Consider the following 22286-nt stretch of genomic DNA (forward strand, 5'->3'; position numbering starts at 1 on the left):
GAATTGACAACCGCTCCGGCGGCGCGAGCCGCCGGAGACTTATCTGGTCATTCACGCAGCTGCCCTGATCGCCTGCGCGACTTTCTTCATCGGGATGCGTACCGAGACGATCGTGCCGATGCTTTCGGTCGAACGGATCTTCAAGGCGCCACCCTGAAGCTCGGCCAGCGAGCGCGAGATGGCGAGGCCGAGGCCGGAGCCGGTATGGCTCTTGGAGAACTGGTTTTGCACCTGTTCGAATGGCCGTCCGAGCTTGCTCAGCGCCGCTTTCGGGATGCCACAGCCATTGTCCTCGATCGTCAGGATCAGCGCGCTGGAAATGCTGCGGGCTCTGACCGAAATGTGGCCGCCTTGCCCGGTGAACTTCACCGCATTGGACAGAAGGTTGATGAGGATCTGCTTGATCGCCCTGCGGTCGGCGAACAGCGTCAGCGAATCGGCGATGCGGGTTTCGACGGTGATCGACTTTTCCGCCGCCTGCAGCGAGACGACGCGAACTGTCTCCCTGATGAGCGGGCAGAGATCGATTTCTTCCTGATCCAGGGCGAACTGGCCGGCCTCGATCTTCGACATGTCGAGGATGTCGTTGATCACGCCGAGAAGATATTTGCCGCTGCCATTGATGTCGGTGGCATACTCTTCGTAGCGCGACGACCCCAGCGGCCCGAACAGCCGCCGTTCCATCAGTTCCGAGAAGCCGATGATCGCGTTGAGCGGCGTCCGCAACTCGTGCGACATGTTGGCCAGGAATTCGGATTTGGCCCGGTTTGCCGCTTCAGCCCGCTCGGTTTCCTTCATGTATTTGCGATTGAGCTCGACGAGCTCACGAGCCCGTTCTTCTTCCGCGCGGCGGGCAAGGCTGAGGTCGTGGATTGTCGCCATCAGCCGGCGCTCGCTGTCGACCAGCTTCTCCTGGTGCAGCTTGATCTGGGTGATGTCGGAGCCGACGGAGACGGTGCCGCCGTCCCTTGTCCGCAACTCGTTCACTTGCAGCCAGCGGCCGTCGGCAAGCTGGCGCTCGAAGGTCACGCCCCCCTGCGGTCCATTGGTATTGGCAAGCCGCCGCTCCGAGGCAAAGGCCAGCATGCGTTCCTCCAGAACGGCGCGCGGAGCGCCCGGCATCACGTCGCGATCCGACAGGCCGTTGTCCTGCTGGTATTTGGAATTGCACATGATCAGGCGCTCGGACGAATCCCACAGCACGAAGGATTCGTTGATGTTTTCGATGGCCGTCCTCAGGCGCAGGTCCGCCGCTTCGGAGCGCAGCGCCAGGTGCCGCTGCTCGGTGACGTCGACGGCGATGCCGATCAGCTGGATCTCCGGCGCTTCCGGGTCGATAACCTGCGCTCTTGCGCGCATCCAAACCCATTGCCCGTCGGCATGGCGCATCCGGAACACCTGGTCGATATAGTCGATCTCGCGTGCGACGATCCTGTTGGCGAGTTCGAACAAATCGCCGTCCTCGGGATGAATGATTTCGTCGACTTCGCCGAACGACAGCATCGTGTCGCAAGGCTCGTAGCCCAGCATGTCGTACATCGAGCGCGACCAGTACATCTTGCCGCGCACCATGTCCCAATCCCACAGGCCGCAGCGGCCGCGTACCAACGCCATGTCGATGCGTTGGTGGGCTTCGAGATAGATGCGGTCGGCGGCCTGGGCACGCGCCGCCTGGCCGAAATAGGCATAAAGGATGACGATCAGCACGCCGGCCGTCAGCACGAACAGCGTGACATTGAGTGAGACCGTCTTGCGCCAGGCGTCAAAAACTGCCTCCTGCGGCACGAACGCTGCCGCGGCACCCTTTCGGCCATTCGCCAGGCTCACTGCTGCGTACCAGTCCTGTCCGCCGATGCTGACCTCCATCACTCCGGCGCGATCGCCGAACATGAACAGCGGCTGCCCGCCCTGCACGACGCCATCGAGCGATCGGCCCTCCCAGTGCATCGACTGCGGCGATACGGCAATGATCTTGAAGGCGCTGTCGGTGATCGCCAGTACGTGGCTTCGGCCCATCGCGCCCTGACGACCGGTGCTCTCCAGCAGGTCCTGGATCGCACCTGGCGTGGAAACCATGGTCGCGTCGGCGATCGAACTGGCCAGTTGGCCGGCGGCCAGCGCAAGGATCGCCTTGGCGCCGCGCTCGATCTCGTCGCGCTCGTTCATCAGTGACAGAAAGCGCAGTACTGCGATGATCAACAGAAACATGATAATGAGGGCCGGTATCGATCGCCGCAACAGCGGTTCGGCTGCCAGCAGCCGTCGGTAGGCAGGTTCGGCGATGAGCCGCGTATTGCCCGCGAGACCGTCGTTTCGCGCCTCGCGACGCTCAAACGCCGTCCCACCGGGCGCGCCCCACGCGTCCGCCTTCGCCATAAATGGCACTCCCCGATCTTCTGTCCCGCTTGACGATCCGGCAACGCCGCACTTCCGAATCGTCACTAAAGAATCAAAGGGGATTCGCCTTGTCCAGAGGTGCGGCGAAAAAAGATTAAAAATCGACTAAAATAATGGGTTTTCGGATGGTCTTCCCTTCTCCCACGACAAGGGGAGAAGGGGAGGTCGCTTACGCCAGGGTGCGCTCGACGATGTCTCGCAAATCGGCCGACAGCTTCTCGGTATTGGCGATTGAAAGCAACGCCTCCCTTGCCTTGGCCTGCCGCACGGGTTCGAGCGAGCGCCACGATCTGAGCGCCGTCGCCAGCCTGGCGGCCACCTGCGGGTTGCGTTTTTCGACCTGCAGCACCGTTTCGACGAAAAGCCGGTAGCCCTCGCCGTCGGCGCGATGAAAGCCGGTCTGGTTGGCGCTGGAAAACGTACCGATGAGCGAGCGTACCCGGTTCGGGTTGACCATCGAGAACGCTGGGTGGCTGGTCAAGGCGCGCACCGCGTCGACGGTTTGCGGACCGGGCACGCTGGCCTGGATCTGGAACCATTTGTCCATGACCAGCGGATCGGTTGCATATTTCGCCTCGAAATCGGCCAGTGCCTTGGTTGCCTCAGGTGAGCCGTGGTGACGGTGCGCAAGCACGGTCAACGCCGCGGCACGATCCGTCATGTTGGTCGCCGATTGGAAGTGCCGGGCAGCGAGTTCCGCACCTGCCGGCAGCAAGGAGAGATAGTCCAGCAGGACATTGCGCAGCGCCCGCCGCCCGGCACTGGCCGCGTCCGGGCTGAACGGACCATTGTCGGCGAGCCGATCATAGAAGTTGGGGAATATCTCGCGGTTGGCCTCGGCGATCGCAACTGCCAGCGCCCCGCGCGCCGCGAAAATGGCATCGGGGTCGATGTTCTTGCCGATGTCGCGGGCGATATCGGCCTCGCCGGGCAGCGCCAGCGTCAGTGCCCGATAGGCGGGTTCGAGCGCGTCGTCGCCGGCTATTTTGCCGGCAAGCCCGGTCAGCCGGGAGCTGAACTCGGGTTGCCTGTGGTCCAGGATCTGGCGGAAAGCTGCAATCAGCGCATCGGTCAAAAGCGTGTTGAATGCCTGCCAGCGCGAGAAGGCGTCGCTGTCGTGGCCAGCCAGAAAAAACTGGTCGTCGGGCCGCTGCTCGACCGAAAGCGTCACTGGCGCCGAAAAGCCGCGGTTGAGCGACATGGCCGGCCGCTCGGCAATCCCGGAAAACCTGACGACATGGCGGCGTTTGCGGATATGGATGACGCCGTCCTCGACATTCGCCCCCTCCACGCCGCTATAGGCTGTCGCCTCTCCGCCGGCGCCGACCAGGCCGAAGGCAAGCGGAATGTGCATCAGCCGTTTGCGGCTTTCCGACGGCGTTGGCGGCACCGACTGCTCGATTTCGAGCGTGAATTCCTGCGCCGCAGGATTATACGCTGAACTGACGGTCAGGTTCGGCGTACCGGCCTGATGATACCAGAGCGAAAACTGCGACAGGTCGCGACCGGAAACGTCTTCGAACACCTTGATGAAGTCTTCGATCGTCGCCGCCTGGCCGTCGTGACGTTCGAAGTAGAGGTCCATGCCGGCGCGGAACGTCTCTGCGCCGAGGATAGTGTGGATCATGCGCACGACTTCCGAGCCCTTTTCATAGACCGTCGCCGTATAGAAATTGTTGATCTCGCGATAGCGGCGCGGCCGCACCGGATGCGCCAGCGGCCCCTGGTCCTCGGGAAACTGATGGGCGCGCAGTGTACGCACCTCGGCGATGCGCTTGACGGCGCGCGAGCGCTGATCTGCCGAGAATTCGTGGTCGCGGAAAACGGTCAGGCCTTCCTTCAGGCAAAGCTGGAACCAGTCACGGCAAGTGATTCTGTTACCTGTCCAATTGTGGAAATACTCATGCGCAATGATGGCTTCGATATTGGCGAAATCGGCGTCGGTCGCGGTTTCCTGGTCGGCCAGCACATATTTGTCGTTGAAGATGTTGAGGCCCTTGTTCTCCATCGCGCCCATATTGAAGTCGGACACGGCGACGATGTTGAAGACATCGAGGTCGTATTCGCGGCCGAATGCCTCCTCGTCCCATTTCATCGACCGTTTCAAAGCGTCCATGGCGTAGCCGGCGAGCCTCTCTTTACCCGGTTCGACATAGATTCCGAGCTCGACCTTGCGGCCAGACAGGGTGACGAAACTGTCCGAGATCTTGCCGAGGTCGCCGGCCACCAGCGCAAACAAATAGGACGGCTTGGGGAAGGGGTCGTGCCAGACCGCATAGTGCCAGCCGCCGGCAAGCTCGCCGCTGCCGGCCGGGTTGCCGTTGGACAAAAGCAGCGGCGCCTCCTTGCGCTCAGCTTCGATACGCACCGTATAGACCGACAGGATGTCGGGACGGTCGAGGAAATAAGTGATGCGGCGAAAGCCTTCGGCCTCGCATTGCGTGCAATAGACGTCGCTGGAGCGATAGAGGCCCATCAGCGCTTCGTTCTGCGCCGGCGCCAACACGGTTTCAATTCTCAGCTGGAAGCGCCTTGTGGCAGGGGGGCTGATGATTGTCAGTTGATCGGGCGTGACGAGAAAATCCGCAGGCCTCGGTTCCTGGCCGTCGATGGCGATACTGCGGAGCGTCAGCCCGTCGCCATCCAGCACCAGTGGCACCGACACGGCAATCTCGTCGCGACGTTCGACCGTCAGCACGGCGGTGACATGCGTTGCTTCAGGCGAAAGGCGGAAAGTCAGGCTGGTTTCCGGAATCAGATAATCACTAGGGCGATAGTCTTCGAGTTTGAAGACCTGGCCGGTATCCGTGCGCATTCCTTGATTTTTCCTGTCGATCCGGGAGCGGCGGGCGGGTCCGCTGGTCCAAATAATTTGAAGTCTGCGCTCTTTACACGAAACACTCCCTCGACAAAACTGCAGCGACGTCTATTTCCGGCGATCATTTCCCGAGCATCATCGCGAGGCTTCCATGACCATCGTCACGCCGAAATTCGGGATGAGCGCCTCTGTGTTGCGTCGCGACGATCGGGCCTTCATCAAAGGCGCCGGGGCGGATACGATCGTATCGACGCCTGCCGCGCTCAATGCGGTGACCGACGCGTTCTACCGCGCCTACGGCATCAGGCATATCGACATGCCGGCAACGCCGGCGCGCATCTGGGCGATCGAGGAAGCAAAAAGGGCGTGACAGCCAGACCGGATTTGCCAGTGCTTGCAGCCGGCGATCTTGCCGGCGAGCACAGCACACTGACCGGGATCTTGCTCAAGATCGTATCGGTGGCGGTCTTCGTCGGCATGTCGTCCTGCATCAAGGCGGCGGGCACCGTGCCGGCGGGCCAGATCGTCTTCTTCCGCTCCTTCTTTGCCATTTTTCCGATCATCGCCTTCCTCGCCTTCCAGGGAAAACTCGGAACCGCCTTTTCGACAAAGCGCCCGCTCAACCATATTGCGCGTGGCGTCGTCGGTGTCTGTGCCATGGGGCTCGGCTTCTTCGCGCTGACGCGGCTGCCGCTGCCGGAGGCGATCACGCTGAACTACGCGCAGCCGCTGCTGGTCGTGGTGTTCAGTTCGATCTTCCTCGGCGAAGCCATCCGCATCTATCGCTGGAGTGCGGTTGCCGTCGGCCTGGTCGGGGTGCTGATCATCTCGTGGCCGGAACTGACGCTGCTCAGTTCGGGCGCTGCCCTCGGCGATCAGGAGGTGCTCGGCGTCATTGCCGCCCTCATAGCCGCGGCGATCTCCGCCATCGCCATGCTCCTGGTTCGCAACCTCGTCCAGAGCGAGCGGACGGCGACCATCGTGCTGTGGTTTTCGGTTACCGCGAGCCTCATGGCGCTGCTTTCGCTGCCATTCGGCTGGCAGGCGCTGACGCCAGCGCAGGCGGGGCTTCTGATTGCCGCGGGTTTTTGCGGCGGGCTTGGCCAGATCCTGATGACCTCGGCCTATCGCCATGCCGAGGCTTCCGTCGTGGCACCCTTCGAATACACTTCGATGATCCTCGGCGTCGTCGTCGGCTATCTGGTCTTTGGCGACGTCGCCACGATCAATATGCTGGTCGGCGGCATGATCGTGGTTGCGGCGGGGATTTTCATCATCTGGCGCGAGCGCCAGCTTGGTCTCGAACGCACCCGCACCCGCAAGGCCGTCGCGCCGGAAGGGTGATCACGGCTTCGCAGCGTCAGTCCGCTCTGTCGCCAGCCGCACCAGCACCGCCCGCGTCTGTTCGTCGGCGGGGAAAAAAGATTCGATCGCCAGCTCCGACAGCGTCACGTCGAGCGGCGTGCCGAACACGGTGATGGTGCTGATGAACGACAGCACCGCGTCGCCATGGGCAAGCTTGAGCGGATGGGCAATCGCGTTCGGTTCGACCGGCGCCGGCCGGCTGCCTCTAAGGCCGGACGGATAGGCCCGAAGCTCGCGCTCGAGCTCGACAAGAGCCGGATCGGCGGTAGCGTCGTTCTGCCGCTTCAGCCGCTCCAGAAGATGTGTCCGCCATTCCGCTAGGTTGACGATACATGGCGCGATGCCGCCGGGATGCAGGCTGAGGCGCAAAACGTTGACCGGTGGCTTCAGCAGGGAGGCATCGGCGACATTGGCGAGGAACGGGCCGATGGCGGCGTTCGCCGACACCAGGTTCCAATGCCGGTCGACGGCAAGCGCCGGGAACGGCTCGTGCGCCTTGAGCACGGTCTCGACCGCCGCCATCGCCGGTGCCATCGAGGCATCGTCAAGTGGTCGTTCGCCGAAGCTCGGGGCAAAGCCGGCAGCCAGCAGCAGCTGGTTGCGCTGCCTGAGCGGGATCGAAAGCTGCTCCGCCAGATGCAGCACCATGTCACGCGAGGGTGCGGCGCGGCCGCTTTCAACGAAACTCAGATGCCGCTGCGAGATCTCGGCCTCCATAGCGAGGTCGAGCTGGCTCATGCGCCGGCGTGTACGCCATTCGCGAATGAGACTGCCGGCGGAAATCTGGGCTGCTGTCATAACGAGATGACTAGGCCGGCAGTGGGCGCATTTCAATTACCTGCGAAGTCATGATGCCGCCCTTCCTTTCTCGCAAGGGGAGAACTGAAGACGCGCTCTGCACCATTACCCGAGCGCCCGCAACTTCGCCTTCACTTCGAGGAAATCCCGCCACGCCAGCTTCTTGTGCGCCGGCGTTCTCAGCAAATAGGCCGGATGCAGGGTCGGCATGGCAGGAATGGCGACGCCGGACGGGGTCGTGTGGACGCGCCAGTTGCCGCGCAGCCGCAATATGCCTTCGGAGGTGTTGAGCAGGGTCTTTGCCGACGGGCCGCCGAGATTGACCAGCACCTTCGGATTGACCAACTCGATCTGCCGCTCGATGAACGGCCGGCAGATCTCGGTCTCGTGCGGGGTCGGCGTGCGGTTGCCCGGCGGCCGCCAGGGAATGACATTGGCGATGTAGACGGACGTCCGGTCAAGACCGATCGCGGCCAGCATGCGGTCGAGCAGCCGGCCGGAGCGGCCAACGAACGGCAAGCCCTCTATGTCTTCATCGCGACCCGGCGCTTCGCCGACCAGCATCACCTCGGCAGTTGGATTGCCGTCGGCGAACACAAGGTTCTTGGCGGTGAATTTGAGATTGCAGCCGTCGAATGCCGCCATGTGCTGGCGAAGCTCGTCGAGGCTTGCCGCCGATCTCGCCAGTTGCCGCGCCAATGCCGCTTGCGCCTCGTCGGGCACCGTTGACATGGCCGGGGACGCTCGCACTGCCGGTGCTGTACTCGGTCTCTCGCCCATTTCGGCGCGCGATACGCTCGTCGAGCGTTGTGGCGTCGCATTTTCACTGAGCGGCACAGCGGCCGCCGCGGGCACCCGCTCCGGTGGCCTGGCTTCTGCAAACCTGTTTACCGGCTGTTCTTCAAGTGCCTCGTCGACGCCGGCGCTGGCGTAGAAGGCCAGCAGCTCGGCGAGATCGGCTCGGCTATTGTGGGGGGCGGCAGTCATGGTTTCACATTCGGCCGCGAAGCTTGAATTTGCAAGTTCAGCTCGACGGTATGCGCGGATCCTGCACCAGATAGAACGTCCAGCGCGGCGTGTAGTCGGTGATCAGGAAATAGAAGCTGGCGGTCTTCAGCGGGTCGATCTTGCCGTTCTTGAACAGCAGGCGGTCATACGGTTCGAAATTGCGGTCGAAATCGGCGTAGCTGCTCGACCAGATATTTTCGGGCGTTTTGTTGCGCTGGTCGAACGACAGGCCGTCGCCGAACACGCTCGGCTGGTCGAGGATCTCCTGGAGTTCGAACTGGAACTCGACCCAGGCTTGGCCGCTATTGTTGAGCACGTCGATGCGCATATACATCAGACCATTGGCGAAGTCTCCCGCCTTGCCGAACGGCTGGATCGGCCTTGTTGTGCGAATGGCCAGCGTTACCGGCGTCGCTGAATTCAGCTCTTCGGTGATGACCAGCGGATCCTCCTTCGTGCCGATGCCGGAAGCCCCGGTGATGCGGAAACCGCCGCGCTCGTCGGAAAAGGAATAGGCGCCGGTCGCCCAGACCAGTTGCTGCTCGGCACGGGCATCGAGGGCCGTCAGTGGCAGAAGCGCCAAGAGCGCCGCACGGCAAAACCGGCCGGGCGTGAAAAAAAAGCGCGTCGATGAAAAGCCAGCCGGCCCGAATATGCGCATGGCGGGAAGTATGGCCGATAAGCAAGCCGTCGAACAATTAAAAACATCAGTGCGACATATCTGTGCAAACCGAATAGGATTGAAGATTGATGCTCGTCACCGCGAATTTGTGCGGCAGGACGCGACTTTTTGACGAAATCGGTATTGTCACGTCCGCGCCGGTTTCCCGTCGCTATTTGATGCGCTATGCAGCGCGTGAGCCAGCAAGATGCCGGGAATAGCGAGCCAGTGAGGGATCGATGAGCGATATCGAACGCGAAAGCATGGAATTCGACGTGGTCATCGTCGGCGCCGGCCCGGCCGGCCTCGCCGCCGCGATCCGTCTCAAGCAGGTCAATCCCGAGCTTTCCGTCGTCGTGCTGGAAAAGGGCGGCGAAGTCGGCGCGCACATCCTGTCCGGCGCCGTCGTCGATCCGATCGGCATCGACCGGCTGCTGCCCGGCTGGCGCGAAGAGGAGGGTCATCCCTTCAGGACACCGGTCACCGACGACCATTTCCTGGTTCTCGGCCCCGCCGGTTCGTTCCGTCTGCCCAATATCCTGATGCCGCCGCTGATGAACAATCACGGCAACTATATCGTCTCGCTCGGCAATGTCTGCCGCTGGCTGGCGACCAAGGCCGAGGCGCTGGGCGTCGAGATCTATCCGGGCTTTGCCGCGGTCGGCCTGCTCTACAACGAGGCCGGTGCGGTCACCGGCGTCGTCACCGGCGACATGGGCGTCGAGAAGGACGGCACGCACGGTCCGGGCTTTGCGCCGGGCATGGCGCTGATGGGCAAATATGTCTTGATCGGCGAGGGCGCGCGCGGCTCGCTGGCCAAGCAACTGATCGCCAAACACCACCTTTCCGACGGTCGTGAGCCCGGAAAATACGGCATCGGCCTCAAGGAACTCTGGCAGATCAAACCGGAAAACCACCGGCCGGGCCTTGTCCAGCATTCCTTCGGCTGGCCGCTCGATATGAAGACCGGCGGCGGCTCCTTCCTCTACCATCTCGAGGACAACCAGGTGGCAGTCGGCTTCGTCGTTCACCTGAACTACAAGAACCCCTATCTGTCGCCCTTTGACGAGTTTCAGCGCTTCAAGACCCATCCGGCGATCCGCGGCACCTTCGAGGGTGCCAAGCGGCTGGGCTATGGTGCCCGCGCCATCACCGAAGGCGGCTGGCAGTCGGTGCCGAAACTGTCCTTCCCCGGCGGTGCGCTGATCGGCTGCGCGGCCGGCTTCGTCAACGTGCCGCGCATCAAGGGCTCGCACAATGCCGTGCTCTCCGGAATGCTGGCGGCCGAGCATGTCTGTGATGCGATAGCCGCCGGCCGCGCCAATGACGAGCTGGCCTCCTATGAGGCCACCTGGCGCGCCACCGATATCGGCAAGGACTTGAAGAAAGTGCGCAACGTCAAGCCGCTATGGTCGCGCTTCGGCACCATTGTCGGTGTTGGCCTTGGCGGGCTCGACATGTGGCTGAACACGCTGTTCGGCTTCTCGCCCTTCGGCACGATGAAGCACGGCAAGGCCGACTACGCCACGCTGGAACCGGCCGCCGCGCACCAGAAGATCGCCTACCCGAAGCCGGACGGGGTGCTGACCTTCGACCGGCTGTCGTCGGTGTTCCTGTCCAACACCAACCACGAGGAGAACGAGCCGGTCCATCTGCTCGTCGCCGACATGGACCTGCAAAAGCGCTCCGAGCATGACGTCTATGCCGGGCCCTCGACGCGTTACTGCCCGGCCAGCGTCTACGAATGGGTCGACAAGGACGGCAATGCCGCCGCCGATCCTGCGGCAAAGGATGTGCGCTTCGTCATCAACGCGCAGAACTGCGTGCACTGCAAGACTTGCGATATCAAGGACCCGAACCAGAATATAAATTGGGTGCCGCCACAGGGCGGCGAGGGCCCGGTCTACCAGAACATGTAAGTCACAAGGTTTGTTCCGGACTAAACAAGATGAGGAGCAGCGCAACCGTAGGATTGTTGAATAAACCGCCTGCCTGTGTTTCCTTTCTGCCGCGACAGGGAGGAAGGAAAAATGCGCCTGGCAGTTCTGACGAGCGTTGTGGCGATCGGGGCATTGTGCGCCCCTGCAGCCTTGGCCGGCACTAAGGTGCTGGTCAAGACACGAACTTACAACATTGCCGGAACCACCGGCGCGGCCCTGATCGAGGCCATGGATCGCAGTGGGCCGAAGCACGGCTTCATGACCCACGCCATCGCGCAAACCGGCTACAGCGTCGGTGATTGGACCTTCGACGCCCATCAGGAAAACGGCGTCTGCCGCCTGCGCCAGGCCAACGGGACGCTCAATCTCTTCTATACCTATCCCAAACTGGTCTCAGCCCCATCGCCTGCGCTGCAGAAGCGCTGGAAGCGGTTCTTCGCTGGCGTCCGCGCCCATGAAGAGACCCATGGCCGCATCGCCAGACAGATGATGCGGGCCACCGAAAAGTCGGTTCGAGGGCTGACAGTCGCTGATGACCCGCACTGTTTCGAGGCACGTCGCGAGGCAAAGCGCCGGATCAATGCCATCTATGCCGAATACGAGGCAAAGCAGATCGCCTTCGATGCGCACGAGCATCGCGACGGCGGCCCTGTCGAGCACCTCATCCGCGCTTTTGTGGGCCAGTAATAAGCCAGGTCGAGACTGGACTGCGGATTTTCAGCTTCGCGTCCCGCCAGGCAGCGCTGCAAGCGCGGTCGCCGTCTGGTGCTCGTCGAGCGACCGTAGCGAAAACTCCACCAGCACCGGCAGATGGTCTGAGCCGGTGTCCTCAAGGGTCGACGCCGAACGGATAAGGATGGCGCCCTTGCTGAAAACCTGGTCGATCGGCAGTCCGGCGAAGCGCAGGAAATCCGGCAGCTTTCTGTAGAGCCAGGTCGGCCCGACCGACGGCATTACAGTCAGCTTGCCAAGCGATGCGACGCGCCGGACAGCGGCGCTCCATGGCGCTGCGTTGCAGTCGCCCGCCAGGATCGACGTCTCGCCAAGCGAGGCGATTTCGTCAGACAACCCTCCAATCTGCCGTGATTGGTTGTGCGGCCATGGCCAGGTGAGGTGGATGGCGCCGACATCGACGTCGGTTCCGCCAAAATCGACCGTGGCGATCGCCATCGCGCCGCGGCTGTCGCAGTGCGGCGCCGTGCCTATGGCAAACGGTCGTCTGGACAGCAGCGCAACGCCGAACACGCCATTGGGATACGGGCAGAGGATCCGGTAGGGATAAGCGCCGGACAGCAGCCCAAGCTTTGCCTTCGACATCTCGGACACCTCGTCGAGGGTGATCACATCGGGCTGGGTCCGGCCGATCAGCGACAGCACCTTCTCGGGTGTTGGATTGTTGAACCTGAGGTTCATCTGCAACAGGCGGTAGACTGGCTCGTCACCGGGTTTGGCTTCGTAGGCGGCCTGCACCTGCCATAGCCGCGAAAGCGGCAAGGCATTCGACGTGGTGGCAAAGGAGGCTATCGCAAACAGCAAGGCGGCCGCGGCCTGCAGGCGAAACGAGGTGGCAAGCAGGGGCAGCGCGCAAAGCGCCATCAGCACCGAAAAATGGACGCGGAAATGAGCAAAGGAATCGAGGGCCGGATGCAGCGATCCGAAAAACCCGGCCACCAGCGCGGCCGAGAGTGCAAGCATTGCGACGAATGCCAGCGCAACCGTCATGTCCCGAATACGTGCCATCGCTTTGTCTATCGGCAGAAGTGCGGCTCAATCAAGATGACGAAATGTCCTGACCCGGACCGACACATGCGATTCGGCATTTACTGGAAGGCCGTTTCCGAAAAGCTCCTGAGCTTGCGCGAATGCAGTCGCTCCATCGGCATTTCAGCCAGCTTCTCCATCGCCCTGATGCCGATGGTCAGGTGCTGCGCCACTTGCCGCTTGTAGAACTCGGTCGCCATGCCGGGCAGCTTCAATTCGCCATGCAGCGGCTTGTCGGATACGCAAAGCAGCGTGCCATAGGGAACCCGGAAGCGGAAGCCGTTGGCGGCGATCGTGGCCGATTCCATATCGAGCGCGATCGCCCGCGACTGCGACAGCCGCTGCACCGGCCCGCGCTGGTCGCGCAGCTCCCAGTTGCGGTTGTCGATGGTGGCGACGGTGCCGGTGCGCATGATGCGCTTGAGGTCGTAGCCGGAAAGCCCGGTGACCTCGGCGACCGCTTCCTGCAGCGCCACTTGGATTTCAGCCAGCGGCGGGATCGGCACCCAGACCGGAAGATCGTCGTCGAGGACATGGTCTTCCCGAACGTAGGCGTGTGCCAGCACATAATCGCCCAGTGCCTGCGTGTTGCGCAGGCCGGCGCAGTGGCCGAGCATCACCCAGGCATGCGGCCGGAGCACCGCAATATGGTCGGTGATGGTCTTGGCGTTGGAAGGTCCAACGCCGATATTGACCATGGTGATGCCGCCATGATTCGGCTTCTTCAGATGATAGGCCGGCATCTGCGGCAGGCGAGGGGGCGCAGCACCCTCACCAGGCGCGCTGTCGCCCACTTTGGTCACGATATTGCCCGGCTCGACGAACTCTACATATCCGTCACCGCCATTGGCCATCAATTCGCGTGCACGGGCGACGAATTCGTCGATGTAGAACTGGTAGTTGGTGAACAGCACGAAGTTCTGGAAATGCTGGGGACTGGTCGCCGTATAGTGCGACATCCGATGCAGCGAATAGTCGATCCGTTGTGCCGTGAACGGCGCCAGCGGCCGTGCCTCGCCCAATCCCACTTCAAATGTACCGTTGGCGATCTGGTCGTCGGTGCCGTCGAGATCCGGCACGTCGAACAGGTCACGGATCGGCCGTTTGATGCGTTCCGCAGCGGAACCGTCGACATGCGTGCCTTCGAGAAAGGCGAAATGCAGGGGGATGGGAGTGGTCGATTCTGAAACCGTGACCGGAACGCCGTGGTTGCGCATGATCAGCCGAAGCTGTTCGGTGAGATAGCTCTCGAAAAGAGCAGGCTGGGTGATTGTGGTTGAGAAATGCCCCGGCGTCGGCATGTGACCATAGGCCTGCCTCGAGTCGATTTGGGTGAACGAACTCGTGGTGACGCCGATCTCCGGATAGAAGGCCCGGTAGCGTTTGTTGTTGTCGCCGCCCGCGGCGAGCGCGGCAAATGAATCGCGCAGGAACTTGGTGTTGCGGTCGTAAAGCACCTGCAGGGCCGCGACCGCCTTCTTGGCGTCGTTAAAGCTCTGTCGGCCGAACGGCTCCGGCGTGACGACCGATTCAATGGCTTGAGGATAGATTCGCTTTTCCATGACCCAATATAGAGAGTTGGGCGCGCAGTTGGGAGGGGGTAAGGCGGTCTCAAAACGCCCTGTCGGCGGTTTTCTTTCCGGCGACCTAGCCTCGCCGCAGGCTGACCAGCAGCACAAAGCCGACGCCGGACTTTCTCAGCGCAGGCGCCTCGATGGTCGAACCGGCATCGGCGCGCATCGTCGGCACGGCCAGGACCGGGGCCGCCAGAAGCGTCAGGATGAGTGCCGTCCGCGGCAGAAGCCGAAGGATCTTGACGACATTGGCGGTGAGGCGGGTCATGGCGTGGGTTTCAATATCTCGCTGTCGGGTTCAGTGGCGAAGCTGGTTCGGGCAACCGAGCCGGCAGGAAATGGCCACGTCCCAGGCGCGGGCCGGCCGGCCGGCTTCGGCGACAAGGACGGCGAACAACATGCCGAACAGGCTCATCAGCAGGCAGACGATGGTGAAGCGGCGGGCAAGCATCGCGCGGTGTCTCCTTCAACACGCATGACAATGCCTTGCCCAGGCTGAACCGGCTCTGATGGCGGCGTTCATCTGGGGTTCAAAATGGTTGATGATCTCTGGGCGGGCCGCCTTGAAAGCAGTGACCTATGGCGAGCCGCGGCTGCGAGACCGATATATGAAAACGGGGCCGACTGGCCCCGCGCACCCCGGCAGGAATGGCACGATCAGAGCTTGTGCCAGGTCTGGCTCTTGCAGATCAGCCCGCCGAACACGCAGCCGCTCATCTTGAGCGAACTGCCGGAAAGCGAAGCCTTGCCCGAATAGGTCTTGTCGGTTTCGGGGTCGGTTATGGTGCCGGCATATTTGTTGTCGCCGGCCACCTTCAGTGAACCGATGTTCTTGCCGGCAAATTTGCCGGATTTGAGCGTAATCGAAAATGCCCCGCCGCCACCCGAAATGGCGGCAGTCGCTCCGGCTTGCGTTTTCCAATTGCCTTCGATCGGATCGGCCCATGCCGCGCCGGTCATCATTATTGCGGCCGCGAGGGCCAGGCTCACGTGTCGAAACATGTCTTTCCTCCCTCAGGCAAGTCCAATCGGGCTCCGTCCCGGCCGTCTGCCCTTACGCAAACGTAAGCTAGTCCAGCTCCCGGAAAAACAAAAGCGGTGCCGCGACGGAAGGGTTGCGGGCTTTTGCCCGCTCCCGAACGGCCGCGCCGGCGAAAAATGAAACGGGCCGCACACGTCTTTGTCTTCTGTGGTTAGCGGAGTCTTGATCCGCGCCTCGCAAGTTTTCTTCAAATTTTGTGCAAACTGGCGCAGTTGCTGGCTTTGTATCCTTAACGAATTTTTCGCGTTTACCTCTTGTTTTAGCTTTGTTTTCCTCAAATTAAGCACGCCATTTAACGACGGATTCAAGCCTCCGCGGCATTCTCGAAAGCATCGAAAGAGCGGCCGCCCCCGAAGGTAATCAAGGACACCGAGGGACAGACGGAGACAGCTCTCGGGAGCCAGAACAGGGGATTTGAAATGGCACGTTTTGAAATGCTTGAAGCCGGCTTCGGCGCCATGGGGGCAACTGCCCAGGCCGATATTCTTTTCGAGTTGGGCATGATGTATGCGACCGGCCGCGATTGCGAGACCGATGTCGTCGCCGCCCACAAATGGTTCAACATCGCCGCGATCAAGGGTTCGGCCCGCGCCGCGGAACTGCGTTCTGAATTGTCGGCCGCCATGTCGAAAGTCGAGATCGCCAGGGCGCTGCGCGAAGCCCGCGAATGGATGACGATGCACTGAATTCGCCGGCACTGAGTTCACTGACAGGGACGCTTCGGGTCAAGGTCGCGCAGACGGCTGGCCCGAAAAAAAGAGGCCGCGCAAGATGGCCGACCAAGTCAAAACCAAGAGCACGGCAGGCTGATCAGGCCGAGCCGTGCAACAGACAGGGAAAGCCAGCGGGTTCCGGCGCTGATGCGCCGGCAAGCTCAACGGCAAAAGCCGCGACCGGCCGGAACAGGGCTGGCGCGGCTTTGTCTTTGGGACCGCATGTTACAGGCCCAATCGAGCGCCGACGATGCGTCTAGACAGCTCCGGCGAAGGATGAAATTCTCCCGCCACTCTGGAAGAGGCGCGGCCGGGCGGCTGCGCGAGAGTGGAGGAGTTATGTCACCATGAAGAAATTCAGTATTTTGAGCGCAGCCATATTTGGCCTGATGATGACCGCGCCGGTCGCCTTCGCCGACGACATCACCTTTTCGGTGGTCGGACCGATGACCGGGCAGCTTGCCACCATCGGCGATCAGTTCAAGCAAGGCGCGCAAGCCGCCGCCGACGCGATCAACGCGGCTGGCGGCGTCGACGGTCGCCAGATCAAGCTCGACATCGAGGATGATCAGTGCGATCCGAAGCAGGCGGTTTCGGTCGCCAACCGCATCATCGCCAATGGTGTCAAGTTCATCGATGGTCACGCCTGCTCGGGCTCCAGCATCCCGGCCTCCGCTGTCTACGCAGAAGCCGGTGCGCTGATGATGAGTCCGGCTTCCTCAAACCCGGTGTTGACCGACGCAGCGGCGAAGGCCGGCTGGCCGACGATCATGCGCCTCTATACGCGCGACGATGCGCAGGGCGCTTTTATTGGTCCCTGGATCGCCAAGAAATATGCCGGCAAGAAAGTCGTCATCCTGCACGACAAGAGCGCCTATGGGCAGGGCGTGGCCGATGCCGTCAAGGCAACGATGAACCAGAACGGTCTCAATGAAATCCTCTACGAGGGCATCAACGCCGGCGAGAAGGACTATTCCGCGCTCGTTACCAAGCTCAAGGAGCTGAAGGCTGATGTGGTCTATTTCGGCGGCTATCACCCCGAAGCCGGCCTCATCCTGCGCCAGTCCGCGGAGCAGAACCTCAAGTTCCAGTTGATCATGCCGGACTCGATCGCTTCGCCGGAATTCTGGCAGGTTGCCGGTCCGGCCGGCGAAGGCACCATGTTCGTCTTCCCATCGGATCCGCAGTCGAAGCCCGAAGCCAAGGAAGCCATCGCCAAGATCAAGGCCGGCGGCTTTGTGCCGGAGGGCTTCACGCTGTTTTCCTATGCCGTGATCCAGGCATTCGCCGAGGGCATCAAACGCGCCGGCAGCGACGACCCGGCCAAGGTCGCCGAGGCGTTGAAGAACGGCCAGCCGATCAGCACGGTTGTCGGGCCGGTCACCTTCGACGAGAAGGGCGACCTCAAGAACGCCAGCTACGACATCAACCAGTGGCATGACGGCAAATACGCGCCGATCCAGCCCTGATAGAACTATGTTGTAATTGAAAATGGCCGGCTCAAACCCGGCCATTTTCATCTTTGCGGTGCCTTTTGTGACGCGCTCGGGGTCACTTCGTGGATAATGAAACTGCGGTCAGCTGTGGTTCCTCGGCAAAGCGAACCAGCACGGTTCCGTCTGTGACCTGCGCGCCTTCGGCGGCGATCTCGGCGATAAGCCCGTCATGGGGCGCAGCAATGGTGTGCTCCATCTTCATCGCCTCCAGGATCAGCAGCGGCTGGCCCTTGATCACCGCGTCGCCTTTTGCCGCACGCACCAATTTGACCAGGCCCGGCATCGGCGCGCGCAGGCTGCCGGAAGCGGCGGCTTCGTCGGCTCGCGCCAACGGGTCCGGCACGGCAAAATCGTAGCCGATAGCGCCCTCGAAGACGGTGACGTGGCCCGGCCAGCGGGCGAGGCGAGGGGCGGTACGGAGATCATGCGAATTGACGCTGTCATAGGGCGCTTCCAGCGCCACCTCGAACCGTCTGTCCGGCCGCACCGACACGCGCGCGACGATCTCCTGCTCCCCAAACTTCAGCAGCATGCGCCGCACTACAGCGTGGAAATGCGCATAGCCGGCCAGCGACAACCAGGGATCGTCCGAGGACGGCAAGTCGCGCGCACCGGACGCGGCAAGTGCCGCGGCGGCAATCGTCTCACCGCTCGGCGGCGCAACCGCCGTCAACGCCTGCTGATGCCTGGAGATCAGGCCGGTATCGACATCGCCCGCCGCAAAAGCTGCATCAGCGGCCAGCGCGGCAAGAAAGCCAGTGTTGACGGTCGAGCCGGCGATTTCGGTCTGCGACAGCGCCTCGCCAAGTGCCGTGAGCGCCGCCCGTCTGTCCCTGCCATGGACGATCAGCTTGGCGATCATCGGGTCGTAAAACGGCGAAATCGCATCGCCGGCGCGCACGCCGGTTTCGATGCGCATGGTCGCACCTTCCGGTGCTGGCTGCGGAAATTTCAAATGGTGCAAGGTGCCGGTCGCCGGTAAAAACCCTCTTGCCGCGTCCTCGGCATAGATGCGCGCCTCGAAGGCGTGGCCGGAGAGCGCGATCTCGCTCTGCGTCTTCGGCAGTTTTTCGCCGGAGGCTACCCGGAACTGCCACTCGACCAAGTCGATGCCGGTGACCATTTCGGTGACGGGGTGCTCGACCTGCAGGCGGGTGTTCATTTCCATGAACCAGAAACGGTCGGCCTTCAGACCTTGCGAGGCATCGACGATGAACTCGATGGTACCGGCGCCGGAATAGTGGATTGCCTTGGCGGCTTTCACCGCCGCCTCGGTCATCGCCTTGCGCAGTGCCGGCGTCATGCCGGGGGCAGGCGCCTCCTCGATCACCTTCTGATGGCGGCGCTGCGCCGAGCAGTCACGTTCGTGAAGATGTACGGCGTTGCCGAAATTGTCACCAAACACCTGCACTTCGATGTGGCGCGGCTTATCGACATATTTTTCCACCAAGACGCGGTCGTCACCGAACGCGGCTTTCGCCTCGCGCCGCGCGCCCGACAGTGCTTCCGAAAAATCATCGGGATGCTCGACACGCCGCATGCCCTTGCCGCCGCCGCCGGCGCGCGCCTTGATCAATACGGGGTAGCCGATCTCGCGCGCCTTGGAGGCGAGCAACACGATCTCCTGCGCTTCGCCATGATAGCCCGGAACGACAGGCACGCCGGACTTTTCCATCAGCCGCTTGGCCGCGTCCTTCAGTCCCATGGCACGGATCGAGGCCGCCGACGGCCCAATGAAGATCAGCCCAGCGGCCGCGACCTGGTCGACGAATTCGGGGTTTTCCGAAAGAAAGCCGTAGCCCGGATGGATGGCCTCGGCACCTGTGGCCAAGGCCGCTGCAATGATCTTGTCGCCGCGCAGATAGCTTTCGTTGGCGGGAGAGGCGCCGATATGCACCGCTTCGTCGGCCATTTCGACATGCAAGGCGTGAGCGTCGGCATCGGAATAGACGGCGACGCTGCGCACACCCATCCTGCGTGCCGTGCGGACCACCCGGCAGGCGATCTCGCCACGGTTGGCGATCAGGATCTTGGCGAACATCGGGCCTCCCGGATTTGGCGCGGGCAATCCCGGATCGGCGTTTGCCCGTCTACTTCGAAGCCGCGATCTGACAGTTGCCGCTGGCCGCCACCTTGTAGTACGCCCGTGCGCTCTGGCAGGATTTCATCGCCATGGCCTCTGCCGCCTTTTGCGACGAGGCGTTGTAGTGGGCGCCACACAGGACGTAACCGTCCCTGACCCGCACGAAAGACGTCGTGGCGTATGCCGAATGGCCGCTTGCAGCGACATAGGCCTTGTAGGCCTTGGTGCACTCGTCCTTGGCGCTGCCAGGCAGAAGTGGTGAAAAGCGCTTGTCGCCTTCGCTTCCGGCCAACGATCCCGCCGCGCCAGTGCCTGGTGCAGCCAATATAAGTAACCCCGAAAGTATTGCGGCAGTAGTTTTCTGGAAAAGTTGCTGTTTCACCTTCGCCCAAGCCCCATTGACGTTGAAAAACAGCAATAGCCGCAATTTTTCTGTATGGCCAGTTGGATGATTGAAAATGGGTCTGCAGATTTCTCATGGCTGTGGATCACGCTTTGCCGAGTGCAGCAACGACCCGCTGATACAATTCGGCCGTCGGCTCGTCGAAGCAGCAGAAAATGACGGTTTCCGGAACGATGTTCTGGCCGATGAAGGCGCTCACGGTCCCGACAGCAATTTGCGTCGCCTGATCCTTTGGGTAGCGGTAGGCCCCGGTCGAGATCGCTGGAAACGCCACCGTCCGGCAGTCCTTTGCGGCGGCGATTTCGAGCGACCGGCGATAGCAGGAGGCGAGCAGTTCGGCTTCTCCTTTGCTGCCACCTTGCCAGACCGGCCCGACCGTATGAATGACGTAGCGCGCGGGCAGTCTGTAGCCCTTGGTGATTTTTGCGTCTCCGACCTTGCAGCCATGCAAGGCCCGGCATTCTGCCACAAGCTCGGGGCCGGCCGCGCGGTGGATAGCGCCGTCGACGCCGCCGCCTCCGAGAAGAGAGGTGTTGGCGGCGTTGACGATGGCATCGACCGCCAGCTTCGTGATGTCGCCGGTTTGAATACGAATCCTCTGGCCGATTTCGCTCATCTCACATCCTGAACACGCCGAACCTTGTCTCTTCGATCTCGGCGTTGAGCGCGGCCGAAAGGCTGAGCGCCAGCACCTCGCGGGTCTTGGCCGGGTCGATGATGCCGTCGTCCCAGAGCCTTGCCGACGAATAGAGCGGGTGGCCTTCATGCTCGTATTTCATCAGGATCGGCTTCTTGAATTTCGCCTCCTCCTCGGCGCTCCATTCTCCGCCCTTGCGCTCGATGCCTTCGCGCTTGACCACGGCCAGCACCGTTGCAGCCTGCTCTCCGCCCATCACCGAAATGCGGGCATTCGGCCACATCCACAGGAAGCGTGGCGAATAGGCGCGTCCGCACATACCGTAATTGCCGGCGCCGAACGAGCCGCCGATGATCATCGTTACTTTCGGCACCTTGGCGGTGGCGACCGCCATCACCAGCTTGGCGCCGTCCTTGGCGATGCCGCCGGCCTCGTATTTCCGCCCGACCATGAAGCCGGTGATGTTCTGCAGGAAAATCAGCGGGATCTTGCGCTGGCAGCACAGCTCGATGAAATGCGCGCCCTTTAGCGCGCTTTCCGAAAACAGCACGCCATTGTTGGCGATGATGCCGACCGGCATGCCGCTGAGATGGGCAAAACCGGTGACCAGCGTGGTGCCATAACTCTGCTTGAACTCATCGAATTCGGAGCCGTCGACGGTGCGGGCGATTACCTCGCGTACGTCGTAGGGCTGGCGCAGATCCGTCGGCACGATGCCGTAGAGTTCATGTGGATCGTGAAGCGGCGGAACCGATTTCTGTAAGGCAAGGCTTACAGTCTTGTTCTGATTCAGGTTTTTGACGATACGCCGGCATATGGCCAGCGCATGCTCGTCGTCGAGCGCATAGTGGTCGGCAACGCCGGAAAGCCTTGTGTGCACGTCGGCGCCACCGAGGTCCTCGGCGGTGACGTCCTCGCCGGTGGCCGCCTTCACCAGCGGCGGGCCGCCGAGAAAGATGGTTGCCTGGTTGCGCACCATGATTGTCTCGTCCGACATCGCAGGCACATAGGCGCCGCCGGCCGTGCACGACCCCATGACGCAGGCGATCTGCGGAATGCCGGCGGCCGACATGTTGGCCTGGTTATAGAAGATGCGGCCGAAATGATCGCGGTCGGGAAACACCTCGTCCTGATTGGGCAGATTGGCGCCGCCGCTGTCGACCAGATAGACGCAAGGCAGATTATTCTGCAGCGCGATTTCCTGTGCACGCAGATGCTTCTTCACCGTCAGCGGATAATAGGTGCCGCCCTTCACCGTGGCGTCGTTGACGACGACCATCACTTCGGTGCCTTCGACGCGGCCGATGCCGGCGATGAGGCCGGCCGACGGGATGTCCTCGCCATACATCGACCATGCCGCGAACTGGCCGATTTCGAGGAAGGGGGAGCCGGTATCGAGCAATTGGGCGAGGCGTTGCCGCGGCAGGAGCTTGCCGCGGGAGACGTGCCGCTCGCGCGCATCTTCCGAGCCGCCGCGTTCGACCGTGGCCGCTTTCTCAGCAATATCGGCGACCAGCGCCCGCATGCGCTCGGCATTGGCGCGGAAAATATCGGAGGCGGGCGAGATCTGCGAGGTGAGGGGGGCCATGG

Annotated in this window: 21 protein-coding genes; 7 read left to right on the forward strand and 14 right to left on the reverse strand. The window is 62.3% G+C overall.

Features of this window, described 5'->3' with window-relative positions; translation table 11 throughout:
* Positions 1–51: 51 nt before the first annotated feature.
* Positions 52–2376 (reverse strand): PAS domain-containing sensor histidine kinase, encoded by a 2325-nt coding sequence (locus NKH42_RS26335; protein WP_352507497.1) that lies wholly within the window; start codon positions 2374–2376, stop codon positions 52–54.
* 190 nt (positions 2377–2566) lie between these two features.
* Positions 2567–5212, reverse strand: a complete 2646-nt coding sequence (gene pepN, locus NKH42_RS26340) for an aminopeptidase N (RefSeq protein WP_352507498.1) — start codon at positions 5210–5212, stop codon at positions 2567–2569.
* Positions 5213–5366: 154 nt separating this feature from the next.
* On the opposite strand from pepN, the gene NKH42_RS26345 reads away from it, so the two are divergent.
* Complete coding sequence (locus tag NKH42_RS26345; RefSeq protein WP_352690063.1) at positions 5367–5585, forward strand: hypothetical protein; 219 nt, start codon at positions 5367–5369, stop codon at positions 5583–5585.
* On the forward strand, positions 5582–6559 hold the full coding sequence (locus tag NKH42_RS26350; RefSeq protein ID WP_502896117.1) for a DMT family transporter: 978 nt from the start codon (positions 5582–5584) through the stop codon (positions 6557–6559). Before NKH42_RS26345 ends, NKH42_RS26350 begins: the two co-directional genes overlap by 4 nt.
* Here the strand turns inward: NKH42_RS26350 and NKH42_RS26355 are convergent, their stop codons facing one another.
* From NKH42_RS26355 to NKH42_RS26365, 3 genes are all read right to left on the reverse strand, one after another.
* Positions 6560–7378 carry a helix-turn-helix domain-containing protein gene (locus NKH42_RS26355; RefSeq protein ID WP_352507499.1) on the reverse strand — a complete coding sequence of 273 codons (819 nt, stop codon included), beginning with the start codon at positions 7376–7378 and terminating at the stop codon, positions 6560–6562.
* A gap of 105 nt (positions 7379–7483) precedes the next feature.
* Complete coding sequence (locus NKH42_RS26360; protein ID WP_352507500.1) at positions 7484–8365, reverse strand: uracil-DNA glycosylase; 882 nt, start codon at positions 8363–8365, stop codon at positions 7484–7486.
* 37 nt (positions 8366–8402) lie between these two features.
* Positions 8403–9047 carry a hypothetical protein gene (locus NKH42_RS26365; protein ID WP_023677808.1) on the reverse strand — a complete coding sequence of 215 codons (645 nt, stop codon included), beginning with the start codon at positions 9045–9047 and terminating at the stop codon, positions 8403–8405.
* Between NKH42_RS26365 and NKH42_RS26370 the strand changes: the two genes are divergently transcribed.
* The 3 genes from NKH42_RS26370 to NKH42_RS26380 all read left to right on the forward strand — a co-directional run bounded on the left by NKH42_RS26370 (position 8998) and on the right by NKH42_RS26380 (position 11674).
* Positions 8998–9180: a hypothetical protein gene (locus NKH42_RS26370; RefSeq protein WP_352507528.1), complete on the forward strand. Its 183-nt coding sequence runs from the start codon at positions 8998–9000 to the stop codon at positions 9178–9180. The two genes, NKH42_RS26365 and NKH42_RS26370, sit on opposite strands and share 50 nt — an antisense overlap.
* Before the next feature lie 106 nt (positions 9181–9286).
* Entirely contained in the window at positions 9287–10966 is a 1680-nt protein-coding gene (locus NKH42_RS26375; RefSeq protein ID WP_352507501.1) for an electron transfer flavoprotein-ubiquinone oxidoreductase, read from the forward strand.
* A gap of 111 nt (positions 10967–11077) precedes the next feature.
* Positions 11078–11674 (forward strand): DUF922 domain-containing protein, encoded by a 597-nt coding sequence (locus NKH42_RS26380; RefSeq protein ID WP_352480300.1) that lies wholly within the window; start codon positions 11078–11080, stop codon positions 11672–11674.
* Between the two features lie 30 nt (positions 11675–11704).
* Here NKH42_RS26380 and NKH42_RS26385 read toward each other — a convergent pair whose 3' ends face one another.
* From NKH42_RS26385 to NKH42_RS26405, 5 genes are all read right to left on the reverse strand, one after another.
* Complete coding sequence (locus tag NKH42_RS26385; protein ID WP_352752357.1) at positions 11705–12727, reverse strand: endonuclease/exonuclease/phosphatase family protein; 1023 nt, start codon at positions 12725–12727, stop codon at positions 11705–11707.
* A gap of 80 nt (positions 12728–12807) precedes the next feature.
* Positions 12808–14310, reverse strand: a complete 1503-nt coding sequence (locus NKH42_RS26390; protein ID WP_352647263.1) for an AMP nucleosidase — start codon at positions 14308–14310, stop codon at positions 12808–12810.
* A gap of 85 nt (positions 14311–14395) precedes the next feature.
* On the reverse strand, positions 14396–14590 hold the full coding sequence (locus NKH42_RS26395; protein ID WP_352647265.1) for a hypothetical protein: 195 nt from the start codon (positions 14588–14590) through the stop codon (positions 14396–14398).
* Between the two features lie 30 nt (positions 14591–14620).
* The gene (locus NKH42_RS26400) at positions 14621–14773 is read right to left on the reverse strand and encodes a hypothetical protein (protein WP_023718367.1); all 153 of its coding nucleotides are present in this window, start codon (positions 14771–14773) and stop codon (positions 14621–14623) included.
* Between the two features lie 206 nt (positions 14774–14979).
* Positions 14980–15324 carry a DUF2147 domain-containing protein gene (locus NKH42_RS26405; protein ID WP_352647268.1) on the reverse strand — a complete coding sequence of 115 codons (345 nt, stop codon included), beginning with the start codon at positions 15322–15324 and terminating at the stop codon, positions 14980–14982.
* 459 nt (positions 15325–15783) lie between these two features.
* Between NKH42_RS26405 and NKH42_RS26410 the strand changes: the two genes are divergently transcribed.
* Together NKH42_RS26410 and NKH42_RS26415 are read left to right on the forward strand one after the other, a co-directional pair.
* A complete protein-coding gene (locus NKH42_RS26410) occupies positions 15784–16050 on the forward strand; it encodes an SEL1-like repeat protein (protein WP_115145099.1) in 267 nt (88 codons plus the stop codon).
* 374 nt (positions 16051–16424) lie between these two features.
* A complete protein-coding gene (locus NKH42_RS26415; RefSeq protein ID WP_352752355.1) occupies positions 16425–17546 on the forward strand; it encodes a branched-chain amino acid ABC transporter substrate-binding protein in 1122 nt (373 codons plus the stop codon).
* An 82-nt stretch (positions 17547–17628) separates the two neighbouring features.
* Here NKH42_RS26415 and NKH42_RS26420 read toward each other — a convergent pair whose 3' ends face one another.
* The 4 genes from NKH42_RS26420 to NKH42_RS26435 form a co-directional block, all read right to left on the reverse strand.
* Positions 17629–19614, reverse strand: coding sequence for an acetyl/propionyl/methylcrotonyl-CoA carboxylase subunit alpha (locus tag NKH42_RS26420; RefSeq protein WP_352752353.1), 1986 nt, complete (start codon positions 19612–19614; stop codon positions 17629–17631).
* 49 nt (positions 19615–19663) lie between these two features.
* Entirely contained in the window at positions 19664–19948 is a 285-nt protein-coding gene (locus tag NKH42_RS26425; RefSeq protein WP_352507508.1) for a hypothetical protein, read from the reverse strand.
* 196 nt (positions 19949–20144) lie between these two features.
* Positions 20145–20675: an O-acetyl-ADP-ribose deacetylase gene (locus NKH42_RS26430; protein WP_352752351.1), complete on the reverse strand. Its 531-nt coding sequence runs from the start codon at positions 20673–20675 to the stop codon at positions 20145–20147.
* Between the two features lies 1 nt (position 20676).
* Positions 20677–22284 carry a carboxyl transferase domain-containing protein gene (locus NKH42_RS26435; RefSeq protein WP_352752349.1) on the reverse strand — a complete coding sequence of 536 codons (1608 nt, stop codon included), beginning with the start codon at positions 22282–22284 and terminating at the stop codon, positions 20677–20679.
* Positions 22285–22286: the final 2 nt, after the last annotated feature.

The organism is Mesorhizobium sp. M1142 (assembly GCF_040318565.1).
Classification (GTDB): Bacteria; Pseudomonadota; Alphaproteobacteria; order Rhizobiales; family Rhizobiaceae; genus Mesorhizobium.

Excerpts from the sequence above, each read along its gene's own strand:
- NKH42_RS26335 (WP_352507497.1), bottom strand. The coding sequence starts at position 2,376 with ATGGCGAAGGCGGACGCGTGGGGCGCGCCCGGTGGGACGGCGTTTGAG.
- pepN (WP_352507498.1), bottom strand. The coding sequence starts at position 5,212 with ATGCGCACGGATACCGGCCAGGTCTTCAAACTCGAAGACTATCGCCCT.
- NKH42_RS26345 (WP_352690063.1), top strand. The coding sequence starts at position 5,367 with ATGACCATCGTCACGCCGAAATTCGGGATGAGCGCCTCTGTGTTGCGT.
- NKH42_RS26355 (WP_352507499.1), bottom strand. The coding sequence starts at position 7,378 with ATGACAGCAGCCCAGATTTCCGCCGGCAGTCTCATTCGCGAATGGCGT.
- NKH42_RS26360 (WP_352507500.1), bottom strand. The coding sequence starts at position 8,365 with ATGACTGCCGCCCCCCACAATAGCCGAGCCGATCTCGCCGAGCTGCTG.
- NKH42_RS26365 (WP_023677808.1), bottom strand. The coding sequence starts at position 9,047 with ATGCGCATATTCGGGCCGGCTGGCTTTTCATCGACGCGCTTTTTTTTC.
- NKH42_RS26375 (WP_352507501.1), top strand. The coding sequence starts at position 9,287 with ATGAGCGATATCGAACGCGAAAGCATGGAATTCGACGTGGTCATCGTC.
- NKH42_RS26380 (WP_352480300.1), top strand. The coding sequence starts at position 11,078 with ATGCGCCTGGCAGTTCTGACGAGCGTTGTGGCGATCGGGGCATTGTGC.
- NKH42_RS26385 (WP_352752357.1), bottom strand. The coding sequence starts at position 12,727 with ATGGCACGTATTCGGGACATGACGGTTGCGCTGGCATTCGTCGCAATG.
- NKH42_RS26390 (WP_352647263.1), bottom strand. The coding sequence starts at position 14,310 with ATGGAAAAGCGAATCTATCCTCAAGCCATTGAATCGGTCGTCACGCCG.
- NKH42_RS26395 (WP_352647265.1), bottom strand. The coding sequence starts at position 14,590 with ATGACCCGCCTCACCGCCAATGTCGTCAAGATCCTTCGGCTTCTGCCG.
- NKH42_RS26400 (WP_023718367.1), bottom strand. The coding sequence starts at position 14,773 with ATGCTTGCCCGCCGCTTCACCATCGTCTGCCTGCTGATGAGCCTGTTC.
- NKH42_RS26405 (WP_352647268.1), bottom strand. The coding sequence starts at position 15,324 with ATGTTTCGACACGTGAGCCTGGCCCTCGCGGCCGCAATAATGATGACC.
- NKH42_RS26410 (WP_115145099.1), top strand. The coding sequence starts at position 15,784 with ATGGCACGTTTTGAAATGCTTGAAGCCGGCTTCGGCGCCATGGGGGCA.
- NKH42_RS26415 (WP_352752355.1), top strand. The coding sequence starts at position 16,425 with ATGAAGAAATTCAGTATTTTGAGCGCAGCCATATTTGGCCTGATGATG.
- NKH42_RS26420 (WP_352752353.1), bottom strand. The coding sequence starts at position 19,614 with ATGTTCGCCAAGATCCTGATCGCCAACCGTGGCGAGATCGCCTGCCGG.
- NKH42_RS26430 (WP_352752351.1), bottom strand. The coding sequence starts at position 20,675 with ATGAGCGAAATCGGCCAGAGGATTCGTATTCAAACCGGCGACATCACG.
- NKH42_RS26435 (WP_352752349.1), bottom strand. The coding sequence starts at position 22,284 with ATGGCCCCCCTCACCTCGCAGATCTCGCCCGCCTCCGATATTTTCCGC.